Here is a 12,337-nt window from a genome sequence, read left to right as displayed (position 1 = left end):
GGCGATTCCTTATTTCAGCGGCGAGTTTTTACGCTCAATGCTGTAGCGCTCAAGTTCTTTGTACGGCACGACTTTGCTCTTCTTCTTACGCACATCGACCACGGTCATCCGGTCGGTACAGGAGTAGCACGGGTCGAGGCTGCCGATGATCAGCGGCGCATCAGAAACGGTGTTGCCGCGCAGCATATAGCGCAGCGTTGGCCAGTTGGCGTAGGTCGCCGCACGGCAGCGCCAGCGGTACAGCTTCTGGTTGTCGCCAGTCATGCTCCAGTGGATATCGTCACCACGCGGCGCTTCAGCGAAGCCGAGCGCAAAACGGTGCGGAATATAGGTAAAGCCTTCCACCATCAGCGGGCCGCCCGGCAGATTATCCAGACCGAAATCGATCATATTCAGCGAGGTGTAGACTTCGTTGATACGGACTTTCAGACGAGAAATCACGTCGCAACCCTGCTCGCTATGTACTTCCATCGGCAGCAGACCGTAGCCGACAAACGGGTGGTCGGCGCGGGTGTCGCGGGCGTGACCGCTGGCACGCACCATCGGGCCGACATTACTGAAGTCGCGGGCAATTTCCGGGTCCAGACGACCGATACCCACGGTACGCTGTTCCATATTCGGCGTGCTCAGCAGCATGTCCACCAGCTCCTGCACGTCACGACGCATCTGCTGCGCCAGTTGACGGGTCTGGATCATGTCCTCTTTGAGCAGATCGCGGCGAATCCCGCCGATCAGGTTCAGACCGTAAGTTTTGCGCGCCCCGGTCAGTATTTCCGCCATCTTCATGGAGGTTTCACGCACGCGGAAGAACTGCATAAAGCCGGAGTCAAAGCCGGTAAAGTGGCAGGCCAGGCCAAGGTTGAGCAGATGCGAGTGCAGGCGTTCCACTTCCAGCAGAATAGCGCGGATCATTTGCGCACGCTCCGGCACCTGAATGCCCATCGCGTTTTCCACGGAAGTGGTGTAGGCGGTGCTGTGGGCGAAGCCGCAGATACCACACACGCGATCCGACAGGAAGGTGACTTCGTTATAACCCATGCGGGTTTCCGCCAGTTTTTCCATACCACGGTGGACGTAGAACAGGCGGTAGTCGGCGTCGATAATGTTTTCGCCATCGACGAACAGACGGAAGTGGCCCGGTTCATCGGAAGTAACATGCAGCGGGCCAATCGGCACCACGTTATTTTTCTTGTCACCCAGCTCGTTAATGAACTCGTAGGTTTCCGCATCGGTGGTCGGCGCCGGGCGCTGACGATAATCCATACTGTCTTTACGCAGCGGATAGAGTTCATCCGGCCAGTCGTCCGGCAGCACCAGACGGCGCTCGTCCGGCAGACCGACCGGGATTAAACCGTACATGTCGCGTACTTCGCGCTCACCCCACACGGCAGCCGGCACGCGCGGCGTAACGGATGGGAATTCCAGCTTATTGGCATCCACTTCAACGCGGACGGTAATCCAGCACTTCGTGCCCTGCTCCATCGACAGCACGTAATAAACGGCATAGTGGCCGCACAACTGGCGTTCGTCATTACCGAACAGTACCGACAGCCACCCACCCTGCTGGTAGTAAAGAAACTCCACCACTTCCGGCAGATAGTTTACTTTCACCGTAATAGTCAGCTGATCTTTGGTCTGCCAGGCTTCGTCCAGCACGACGCCCGGAAACGCCTGGTGCAGCGCCGCAAGGTATTGTTGACCTAATTTTTCTTCAGACATGCTCAAACTCTCTTAAATCACGCCGCCAGCAAGGAGACGAAGGCTAAAAACGCAAACCCAAAACCGGCCCAGGTCACGCGTGAAGTGGCGCAAAAACGCAGTCGCGCCATGCTGTTTTCAAACAGGGCGATCACCAGTACGCCGACAATCAGCTTGACGATGGCAATCACCAGCGCCAGCAACAGTCCGCCTGCGCTGAAGGTTTCCATCTGTCCCCACGGCAGAAACACGCCGACGAACATTTGCAGCACCACCAGTTGCTTAAGGCTGATGCCCCATTTCAGCACCGCAAAGCCGCTACCGCTGTATTCGGTCAACGGCCCTTCCTGCAACTCCTGCTCCGCTTCCGCCAGGTCGAACGGCAGCTTGCCCATTTCGATAAAGGTGGCGAAGGCGCAGGCGCACAGCGCCAGAATCAGCGGAATACTGCGCGCGACAGGCCAGTGATAAATGGTATCGGCGATATTGCTGATATGCGTTGAACCCGCCACCTGCGCGGCGACCCACAGACCCAGCAGCAGAATCGGCTCCACCAGCACGCCGAGCATCGCTTCACGGCTGGCGCCGATCGCGGTGAACGGACTGCCGGTATCCAGGCCTGCAATAGAGAAGAAGAAACGGGCGATGGCGAACAGGTAAATCAGGGTGATTAAATCACCCAGTTGCGGCAACGGAGATCCAACGGTGACGACCGGCAGCGCGGTGGCGATAGTCAGCATCACGCCGACCATCACAAACGGCGTCAGGCGAAAAACCCAGCCGGAATCAGAGGGCGCAATACTCTGACGACCGAGCAGTTTGATAATGTCGCGGTACTCCTGCAACACGCCCGGCCCACGGCGATTGTGTAGACGGGCGCGCGCCACGCGAGTAATACCGGACAGCAATGGCGCAACGGCAAATAGCACCAGCGCCTGAATTAACGGATAAAACACACTCATTTTCAGGCTCCTCGTGAAACCACAATCACCACCAGCACCGCCAGCTCAATCAGCGCCAGACGACGGAACAGCACCGCGGCCGCCGCGTTCTGCCAGCCCGGCACCAGCGATACCGGGTTCAGCCATTTACGCAATTTGAGTACCGGGGCAAAGGCCTCTTTCACCGGCATGGCGAAACCGTACGCGGTAATCACCATCGACTGCTCATGGTCGTAGCCGCACACCCAGGCCGCGCCGCGAGAACGCGACGGCAGACGGTTGCCTTTGAACATCGCCATAATGATGAACGGCAGTAGCGGACAGGCGACCAACAGCAGCGTGATCATCGGCTGCGATACGGTGGTGTGCGCGGTCTCCAGCGGCAACGGTACCGCAGTGGAAATCATCGGCAGCAGCCACGGCGCGGCAACCCCACCAATCACACAGCAGATAGCCAGCGCAACCACGCTGACGCCCATCAGGATAGGCGCGCAGCTGGCGTTTTCAGCTTCCTTCGTGCGCGGCGCGCCAAGGAACGTCACGCCGTAAACTTTCGCCATACACATCACCGCCAGCGCGCCGGTAATCGCCAGGCCAACCGCCAGCAGCGGTCCTAACAGACGACCAACAAACGCGCCGCTGTTGCCCAGTTTGAAGAAGGACTGGTAAATCACCCACTCGCCGGCAAAGCCGTTCAGCGGCGGCAACGCAGCCATCGCCATCAGACCGACCAGCATGGCGATAGAAATAACCGGCATCCGTTTACCAATACCGCCCAGTTTTTCGATATCGCGATGACCGGTACGGAACCAGATGCTGCCCGCGCCCAGAAACAGCACGCTTTTAAACAGGCTATGGTTCAGCAGGTGATAGAGCCCGCCGGTCAGACCCAGCGCGATCAGTACCGGCTGATTGAGAGCAATCCCGGTAACGCCTGCGCCCAGACCGAGCAAAATGATGCCGATATTTTCCAGCGTGTGATAGGCCAGCAGGCGCTGAATGTTATGCTCCATCAGCGCGTACAGACCGCCGACAAAGGCGGTGATCATCCCAAGCACCAACAGCGCCACGCCCCACCACAGCGGCGCATTGCCGCCAAGCAGAGATAGCGTGAGAATGCCCAGCAGCCCGATTTTCATCACCACGGTCGAGAACAGCGCGGCGGCGGGAGCGCTGGCGTTGGCGTGCGCCTGCGGCACCCAACCGTGTAGCGGGATAATCCCGGCCAGCAGACCAAAGCCGATAACGCCGAGCAGCCAGATATCGGAGCCCAGCGGCAGTTGCTGAGCGCGTTGATCCAGCAGCCCCAGATCCAGCGTGCCGTAGCGCTGCCACACCAGCCAGCAGGCGATTGCCAGCAGCAGCGTACCGAGACGGCCCAGCGCAAACCACAGTTTGCCCTCTTTGCTACCGCCGGTGAGGAACACGGCGCAGAGCGCCATGATTTCCGCCATCACCACCATCGTCCCCAGGTTACTGGCGACCACGGCGCAGACGGCTGCCGCCATCAGCAGGTTGATCAACAGTCCGTTGGCTTTTACCTGTGGATGGCGATGCCAGTCGATATTGAACAGGCTGACGAACAGGCCGCACAGCCCCAGCGTAATCAGCCAGATAGCATTCAGCGGCGTTATTTGCAGCATGTGACCGGTAAACGGCATCACGCCGCTCACCGTAACGGCGCTGGTCAGTGCGGTGAACCCCGCGCCAGCCGTACACAGGCTGCCGACCGCGCCGCCGATACCGGCAATCCAGCCGCTCAGCGCTTTATGAAACGAAAACAGAAACGCCAGAACGGCGGCGGCGGCAAACCACGCGACGCCGCTAGTAATCAGTGAAAGTGAACTCATTATGCATCCCCACTCTGAGCCTGCTGAAACAAGGTGAGATCGCCAAAATCGGTATTAAACGTCAGCTCACGTTTACGTTTGCTGGCGCGGGCGATATCCGTGTTCTCCACCAGGTGTAGCGCTTTAGTCGGGCACATCCGCACACAGGCCGGGCCTTGCTCGTCAAAGCTGCACAGGTCGCATTTCACCGCGATAGCGCGTACGCCCGGCACCCAGTCGAGCAACGTACTGACGCGCGCAGGCGCTGGCGGCGCGGGCGGCGCTTTCGGCGTATTGGCGTTCGCCGGAATATGCAGCGGACGGCTGCCGGAAAACTCAATAGCGCCAAACGGACAGGCAATACCACACAGTTTGCAGCTCACGCACAGGCTTTCATTAAGCTGGACAGCGCCGTCAACGCGATTAATCGCGTTAACCGGGCATACCGTGGCGCATGGCGCATCTTCACAGTGGTGACAAAGCTGCGGCGCAGATTCTTTTTCATTCAGCATCACTTTCAGGCGCGGCATTGACTGCAGGCCATGCTGGCGATGCGTCTCTGAACAGGCGGCCTCACAGGTGTGGCAGCCGATACAGAGAGTGGAGTCAGCAATTACAAAACGATTCACCAGGCATTCCTCAGGTGATTGTCATTTTTGACGAAAACATGCCGTTGAAATGTCATTTTCGACACTTATCGACACGCCCATCCCCAAAACATTCATGACGTGGCGCAACGCCACATCGCGAATCAAAGCGGGCAACACCTCAGGCTTATACCGCCGGGCTGTTTCCCTTTACCAATTGACGCAAATTAACCGGCGAGTTGGTTTCTACAGCGGTATAGAGGCTGTCGTAAACGCTGGCGATTTTTTCCAGATAGTGCTCCAGCACCTGCTCGCGATCGCGGTTGTTAACCCGTTCATCAACCTTGCCGTCGATATCGAGCTGCGCCTGTGCAATCAATTGCTTATCTTCGCCATCTTTGGTTTCAACGTAGTACTCAATGGTGTGGCTGTTAAAACCATCCGCCAACGCGACGTAAATACGAAAGTGCTCAAACAGGACAAAGCAAAGATCCCTTTCCGGCGCGCAGCTCATTGCGTGATGCAGGCGCGCTTTCGAGAGGGTGATCCCCTGAACCAGCGAGTTGCAGTAAATATGCCACTGGTCCTGTAGGCGACGATGCCGTTGCGCGATGTAATCGGCCTTTTCGCTTATTTCCCAAATAGTCATGTCAGGTTACCCGTTTAACAGAGATGCCTGCGTTAAGCATTTTCCATGCCAATTTTTAACTTATTGTTTTTAATAGCAGACGAGCGCAGTTACTGCCGTTTCGACGCGGTGACGACATGTCATTTCGTCATCGTCGACATTACCCTGCCAGGGGATAAAAATATTGGCATAAATATTGCTTCACAGGGGCAACCACTACGGGAGGCGATATGCACGAAATCACCCTCTGCCAACGGGCACTGGAATTGATTGAACAACAGGCTTCAGCATACGGTGCAAAACGTGTGACAGCCGTCTGGATCAAAATTGGCGCATTTTCTTGCGTGGAAACCAGCGCTCTTTCCTTTTGTTTTGATCTGGTATGCCGCGGCACGATAGCAGAAGGTTGTAAACTGCACCTCGAAGAACAGGAAGCCGAATGCTGGTGTGAGCATTGTCAACAATATGTCACGTTGTTAACCCACCGTGTACGTCGTTGTCCGCAATGTCATAGCGATACGCTGCGAATTGTGGCCGATGACGGCTTACAAATTCGGCGCATAGAGATTGATGAAACTGAAGATTAATGCCGGATAGACGCTCGCGTCGCCATCCGGCAGAAAGCCTGTAACAAGAAAAAGATCAGGAGTAAGCGATGTGTACGACTTGCGGTTGCGCTGAAGGCAACCTTTATATAGAAGGCGATGAACATAATCCGCACTCAGCGTTTCGTAGCGCGCCCTTTGCCCCAGCGGCCCGCCCGGCGCTGAATATTACCGGCATTAAAACGCCTGACTTTGCCCCAAGTCAGACCGCAGAAGGCGATCTGCATTACGGCCACGGCGAAGCCGGAACCCACGCGCCTGGTATGAGTCAGCGGCGGATGCTTGAGGTTGAAATCGACGTGCTGGACAAAAATAATCGTCTGGCTGAGCGCAACCGCGCCCGTTTCGCCGCCCGCCAGCAACTGGTGCTCAACCTGGTGTCCAGCCCCGGGTCCGGTAAAACCACCCTGCTGACCGAAACGCTGATGAAATTGAAAGACCGTGTACCGTGCGCGGTGATTGAAGGCGACCAGCAGACAGTGAACGACGCCGCCCGCATCCGCGCTACCGGCACGCCCGCCATTCAGGTCAACACCGGTAAAGGCTGCCATCTTGACGCGCAAATGATCGCCGACGCCGCGCCGCGCCTGCCGCTGGATGACCACGGTATTCTGTTTATCGAAAACGTCGGTAATCTCGTCTGCCCGGCCAGCTTCGATCTGGGCGAAAAGCATAAAGTCGCAGTGCTTTCCGTGACCGAAGGTGAAGATAAGCCGCTGAAATATCCGCATATGTTTGCCGCTGCGTCGCTCATGCTGCTCAATAAAGTCGATCTGCTGCCCTACCTCAATTTTGACGTTGAGAAGTGCATCGCCAGCGCGCGTGAAGTGAACCCGGAGATTGAAATTATCCTGATTTCCGCCACCAGCGGCGAAGGCATGGATCAGTGGCTGGCCTGGCTGGAGGCGCAGCGATGTGCATAGGCGTGCCGGGTCAAATCCGCGCCATTGACGGCAATCAGGCAAAAGTTGACGTCTGCGGCATTCAGCGCGACGTCGATCTCACATTAGTCGGCAGTTGTGATGAAAACGGTCAGCCGCGTCTGGGTCAGTGGGTGCTGGTTCATGTCGGATTCGCCATGAGCGTCATTAACGAAGCGGAAGCGCGCGACACGCTCGACGCGCTACAAAATATGTTTGATGTTGAGCCGGACGTCGGCGCACTGCTGTATGGTGAGGAGAGATAATGCGTTTTGTTGACGAGTACCGTGCGCCGGAACAGGTAATGCAGCTCATTGAACACCTGCGTGAACGCGCCGCCCTTCTTCCTTACACTGCCGAACGTCCGTTGCGCATTATGGAAGTCTGCGGGGGTCATACCCACGCAATTTTTAAATTTGGTCTCGATCAGTTACTGCCCGAAAACGTGGAATTTATTCACGGCCCCGGTTGTCCGGTCTGCGTGCTGCCGATGGGACGCATCGACAGTTGCGTGGAAATCGCCAGCCATCCGGAGGTGATTTTCTGCACCTTTGGCGATGCCATGCGCGTGCCGGGGAAACAGGGTTCTCTGTTGCAGGCTAAAGCGCGCGGCGCGGATGTCCGTATTGTTTACTCTCCGATGGACGCGCTGAAGCTGGCGCAGGATAACCCGACCCGCAAAGTGGTATTTTTCGGGCTGGGCTTTGAAACCACCATGCCGACCACCGCCATCACGCTGCAGCAGGCAAAACAGCGTGACGTGCGAAACTTCTACTTTTTCTGCCAGCACATTACGCTGATCCCGACGCTGCGTAGCCTACTGGAGCAGCCGGACAACGGCATTGACGCCTTTCTTGCGCCAGGCCACGTCAGCATGGTCATCGGCACCGAGGCGTACCAGTTTATCGCCGCCGATTTTAATCGCCCGCTGGTGGTGGCTGGATTCGAACCGCTTGATCTACTGCAAGGCGTGGTCATGCTGGTTGAGCAGAAAATAGCGGCCCTAAGCCAGGTTGAAAACCAATACCGTCGCGTGGTGCCGGATGCCGGAAACATGCTGGCGCAGCAGGCCATCGCCGATGTGTTCTGCGTTAATGGCGACAGCGAGTGGCGCGGTCTGGGCGTGATTGAATCCTCCGGCGTCCACCTGACGCCAGAGTATCAGCGCTTTGACGCCGAAGCGCATTTCCGCCCAGCGCCACAACAGGTCTATGACGATCCGCGCGCCCGCTGCGGCGAAGTGCTGACCGGCAGATGCAAGCCGCATCAGTGCCCGCTATTTGGTAAAACATGTAATCCAGAGACCGCGTTCGGCGCGCTGATGGTCTCTTCCGAAGGCGCATGCGCCGCCTGGTATCAGTATCGTCAGCAGGAGTGTGAAGTTTGAACAATATACAACTCGCCCACGGCAGCGGCGGCCAGGCTATGCAACAGTTGATTAATAGCCTGTTTATGGAGGCCTTTGCCAACCCGTGGCTGGCGGAACAAGAAGATCAGGCGCGTCTGGAGCTGGCGCAACTGACGGCGGAGGGCGACCGTCTGGCGTTTTCTACCGATAGCTATGTGATCGATCCGCTCTTTTTCCCCGGCGGCAATATCGGCAAACTGGCGATTTGCGGTACGGCGAACGACGTTGCGGTGAGCGGCGCGATCCCCCGCTATCTCTCCTGCGGCTTTATCCTTGAAGAAGGGCTGCCGATGGAGACGTTAAAAAGCGTGGTCAATAGCATGGCGGCGACCGCGCGGGAAGCGGATATCGCCATTGTAACCGGCGACACCAAAGTTGTGCAGCGCGGCGCGGCGGATAAATTATTTATCAACACTGCCGGCATGGGGGCGATTCCCGCCGATATTCGCTGGGGCGCGCAAACGCTGAGCGTTGGCGATGTGCTGTTAGTCAGCGGTACGCTTGGCGATCACGGTGCCACTATCCTCAACCTGCGTGAGCAACTGGGACTGGATGGCGAGCTGGCGAGCGACTGCGCAGTATTAACGCCGCTTATTCAGACGCTGCGTCATATTGACGGAGTGAAGGCATTGCGTGACGCCACGCGCGGCGGCGTGAATGCGGTCGCCCATGAGTTTGCGACGTCCTGCGGTTACGGTATTGAATTGTCCGAATCCGCACTGCCGCTCAAACCTGCCGTGCGCGGCGTCTGCGAGCTGTTGGGGCTGGATGCCCTGAACTTTGCCAACGAAGGAAAACTGGTGATTGCCGTTGAACGGCAGGCCGCAGATCGGGCGTTGGCGGCATTACGCGCGCATCCGCTGGGACGTGATGCAGCGCTGATTGGCGAAGTCGTGGAACGCAAAGGCGTTCGCTTAGCCGGACTCTATGGCGTGAAGCGAACCCTTGATTTGCCACACGCCGAACCATTACCTCGTATATGCTAGCAGCCTGTTGGCAGCATACTGTAGGCCGGATAAGACGCATTTGCGTCGACATCCGGCATTAACGCTGCATGAACGCCTGATGGCGCTTTGCTTATCAGGCCTACGGAGTGTGTGACCAGCGAGTTTGCGGTCAGCCATCCGGCAATAACTTACGACTTATACCTATAATTCATTTACCGTTTTCGCACCGTTTTGCGGTATTTTCCTGGAAAAGCAACATGTCGTATACACCCATGAGCGATCTTGGACAGCAAGGCCTGTTCGATATCACTCGTACCTTATTGCAGCAGCCCGATTTGGCGTCGCTCAGTGAAGCGCTTTCGCAACTGGTAAAGCGTTCAGCGCTCGCCGACAGCGCCGGCATTGTGCTATGGCAGGCGCTGTCGCAACGCGCACAATATTATGCGACGCGAGAAAATGGCCGTCCTGTTGAATATGAAGATGAAACCGTACTGGCGCACGGCCCGGTACGTCGCATCCTTTCTCGCCCCGATGCATTGCACTGTAATTTCCATGAGTTTACCGAAACCTGGCCGCAGCTTGCCGCGAGCGGCCTCTACCCGGAATTTGGTCATTACTGTCTGCTTCCTTTAGCCGCGGAGGGCCGTATTTTCGGCGGCTGCGAATTCATCCGTCAGGAAGATCGCCCCTGGAGTGAAAAGGAATATGACCGTCTGCATACGTTTACCCAAATTGTCGGCGTGGTCGCCGAGCAAATTCAAAACCGGGTAAACAATAATGTCGATTATGATCTGTTGTGCCGCGAACGCGATAACTTCCGTATTCTGGTTGCGATCACCAACGCCGTCCTGTCGCGTCTGGATATTGATGAGCTGGTAAGCGAAGTCGCAAAAGAGATCCACCACTATTTCAATATCGACGCAATCAGCATCGTGTTGCGCAGCCATCGCAAAAATAAGCTGAATATCTACTCCACCCACTACCTTGATGAGCATCATCCGGCGCACGAACAGAGCGAAGTCGACGAAGCCGGCACGCTCACGGAGCGCGTCTTTAAAAGTAAAGAGATGCTGCTTATCAACCTCAACGAACGCGATCCGCTTGCTCCCTACGAACGCATGCTGTTCGATACCTGGGGCAATCAGATCCAGACGCTTTGCCTGCTGCCGTTGATGTCCGGCAAGACGATGCTTGGCGTGCTCAAACTGGCCCAGTGCGAAGAAAAAGTGTTTACCACCGCCAACCTCAAGCTGCTGCGTCAGATTGCCGAACGAGTAGCCATTGCCGTGGATAATGCGCTGGCCTATCAGGAAATCCACCGACTGAAGGAACGCCTGGTCGACGAAAACCTGGCGCTCACGGAGCAGCTTAATAACGTCGACAGCGAGTTTGGCGAGATCATCGGGCGCAGCGAAGCGATGTACAACGTGCTAAAGCAGGTTGAGATGGTGGCGCAGAGCGACAGTACCGTGCTGATTCTGGGCGAAACGGGAACCGGTAAAGAGTTGATTGCCCGCGCCATTCACAACCTGAGCGGACGTAGCGGGCGCAGGATGGTAAAGATGAACTGCGCCGCGATGCCGGCGGGGCTGCTGGAAAGCGATTTGTTTGGTCATGAGCGCGGCGCGTTTACCGGCGCCAGCGCGCAGCGGATTGGCCGTTTCGAGCTGGCGGATAAAAGCTCGCTGTTTCTGGATGAAGTGGGCGACATGCCGCTGGAGCTACAGCCTAAGCTGCTGCGCGTCCTTCAGGAGCAAGAGTTTGAACGTCTCGGCAGCAATAAACTGATCCAGACCGACGTGCGGCTGATCGCCGCGACTAACCGCGATCTGAAAAAAATGGTCGCCGATCGCGAATTCCGTAACGATCTCTACTATCGGCTGAATGTTTTTCCGATCCAGCTTCCTCCGTTGCGCGAACGTCCGGAAGATATTCCACTACTGGTCAAAGCGTTCACTTTCAAAATCGCCCGCCGAATGGGGCGTAATATCGACAGCATTCCCGCCGAAACGCTGCGCACGCTCAGCAGCATGGAATGGCCGGGGAACGTTCGCGAGCTGGAGAATGTCGTCGAGCGCGCCGTGCTGCTGACGCGCGGCAATGTGCTACAACTGTCGCTGCCGGATATTACCGCCGTAACGCCCGATACCTCGCCTGTTGCGACTGAAAGCGCCAAAGAAGGCGAAGATGAATATCAGCTTATTATACGCGTGCTGAAAGAGACCAATGGCGTAGTGGCTGGACCAAAAGGCGCGGCGCAGCGTCTGGGGCTTAAACGAACCACCCTGCTGTCGCGTATGAAGCGATTGGGTATTGATAAAGACGCGTTAGCGTAACGGGTTGCCGGATCTGATCCGGCCTGGAGATGATGCGCGCCGTAGGCCTGGCGCTTCCCCTTCACTTCTTGCGCTGATATTTTTCCGGCAATTCCGGAACGGGGCGCTTATCGTCGATAAGGTGCCGCACGGTCAGGACAGGGTGTCGCCAAAGCATTCGCGGACCTGCCCAACGCATAATCTGCTTCATCTCCTCGCGTTTAGCCGGCTGATAGCAGTGCACCGGGCACTGCTTACAGGCGGGTTTTTCCTCGCCAAATACGCATTTATCAAGACGTTTTTGCGCGTAGGCGTACAGCGCGTCGTAATGCCCCTGCACCGCTGACGCCTGTGGACACTGGCTTTCATACAGCGCGATCATTTTTTTGATCGTCAGTTTTTCACGAGCGATACGTTTACCAGGCATCGTGCTCTCTCCGAACATTAAGGTGCATTTAT

At 56.9% G+C, this 12,337-nt stretch carries 12 protein-coding genes; 6 read left to right on the top strand and 6 right to left on the bottom strand.

From position 1 onward, the window contains the following. Positions 1-9: 9 nt before the first annotated feature. The 5 genes from hycE to hycA form a co-directional block, all read right to left on the bottom strand. On the bottom strand, positions 10-1,719 hold the full coding sequence (gene hycE / locus J1G48_RS04995) for a formate hydrogenlyase subunit HycE (RefSeq protein WP_001288155.1): 1,710 nt from the start codon (positions 1,717-1,719) through the stop codon (positions 10-12). A gap of 17 nt (positions 1,720-1,736) precedes the next feature. Continuing rightward, positions 1,737-2,660, bottom strand: a complete 924-nt coding sequence (locus J1G48_RS04990) for a respiratory chain complex I subunit 1 family protein (protein ID WP_000110571.1) — start codon at positions 2,658-2,660, stop codon at positions 1,737-1,739. A 2-nt stretch (positions 2,661-2,662) separates the two neighbouring features. Next, complete coding sequence (hycC, locus tag J1G48_RS04985) at positions 2,663-4,489, bottom strand: formate hydrogenlyase subunit 3 (protein WP_000097035.1); 1,827 nt, start codon at positions 4,487-4,489, stop codon at positions 2,663-2,665. Continuing rightward, positions 4,489-5,097, bottom strand: coding sequence for a formate hydrogenlyase subunit HycB (hycB, locus tag J1G48_RS04980; RefSeq protein WP_001079164.1), 609 nt, complete (start codon positions 5,095-5,097; stop codon positions 4,489-4,491). The genes hycC and hycB overlap by 1 nt, the downstream gene beginning before the upstream one ends. 145 nt (positions 5,098-5,242) lie before the next feature. Further along, entirely contained in the window at positions 5,243-5,704 is a 462-nt protein-coding gene (gene hycA, locus J1G48_RS04975; RefSeq protein WP_000158075.1) for a formate hydrogenlyase regulator HycA, read from the bottom strand. Between the two features lie 209 nt (positions 5,705-5,913). Here hycA and hypA point away from each other — a divergent pair, with 209 nt between their 5' ends. The 6 genes from hypA (at position 5,914) to flhA (ending at position 11,899) form a co-directional block, all read left to right on the top strand. Continuing rightward, on the top strand, positions 5,914-6,270 hold the full coding sequence (hypA, locus tag J1G48_RS04970; protein WP_000544461.1) for a hydrogenase maturation nickel metallochaperone HypA: 357 nt from the start codon (positions 5,914-5,916) through the stop codon (positions 6,268-6,270). 68 nt (positions 6,271-6,338) lie between these two features. Next, on the top strand, positions 6,339-7,211 hold the full coding sequence (gene hypB, locus J1G48_RS04965; RefSeq protein WP_000337636.1) for a hydrogenase nickel incorporation protein HypB: 873 nt from the start codon (positions 6,339-6,341) through the stop codon (positions 7,209-7,211). Continuing rightward, positions 7,202-7,474 carry a hydrogenase 3 maturation protein HypC gene (hypC, locus tag J1G48_RS04960; RefSeq protein WP_000334871.1) on the top strand — a complete coding sequence of 91 codons (273 nt, stop codon included), beginning with the start codon at positions 7,202-7,204 and terminating at the stop codon, positions 7,472-7,474. The genes hypB and hypC overlap by 10 nt, the downstream gene beginning before the upstream one ends. Then, positions 7,474-8,595 carry a hydrogenase formation protein HypD gene (gene hypD, locus J1G48_RS04955; protein WP_001212962.1) on the top strand — a complete coding sequence of 374 codons (1,122 nt, stop codon included), beginning with the start codon at positions 7,474-7,476 and terminating at the stop codon, positions 8,593-8,595. Before hypC ends, hypD begins: the two co-directional genes overlap by 1 nt. Further along, entirely contained in the window at positions 8,592-9,602 is a 1,011-nt protein-coding gene (gene hypE / locus J1G48_RS04950) for a hydrogenase expression/formation protein HypE (protein WP_001059954.1), read from the top strand. Before hypD ends, hypE begins: the two co-directional genes overlap by 4 nt. A 218-nt stretch (positions 9,603-9,820) precedes the next feature. Continuing rightward, positions 9,821-11,899, top strand: coding sequence for a formate hydrogenlyase transcriptional activator FlhA (flhA, locus tag J1G48_RS04945; RefSeq protein ID WP_000122681.1), 2,079 nt, complete (start codon positions 9,821-9,823; stop codon positions 11,897-11,899). Between the two features lie 61 nt (positions 11,900-11,960). Here flhA and J1G48_RS04940 read toward each other — a convergent pair whose 3' ends face one another. Then, complete coding sequence (locus tag J1G48_RS04940; RefSeq protein ID WP_001117940.1) at positions 11,961-12,305, bottom strand: nitrous oxide-stimulated promoter family protein; 345 nt, start codon at positions 12,303-12,305, stop codon at positions 11,961-11,963. Positions 12,306-12,337: the final 32 nt, after the last annotated feature.

It is taken from the genome of Salmonella sp. SAL-020 (genome assembly GCF_017372215.1).
GTDB classification, from domain to species: Bacteria; Pseudomonadota; Gammaproteobacteria; order Enterobacterales; family Enterobacteriaceae; genus Salmonella; species Salmonella enterica.
The sequence above is the reverse complement of the archived record's forward strand: the minus strand, read 5'-3'. Positions and strand labels throughout refer to the sequence as shown.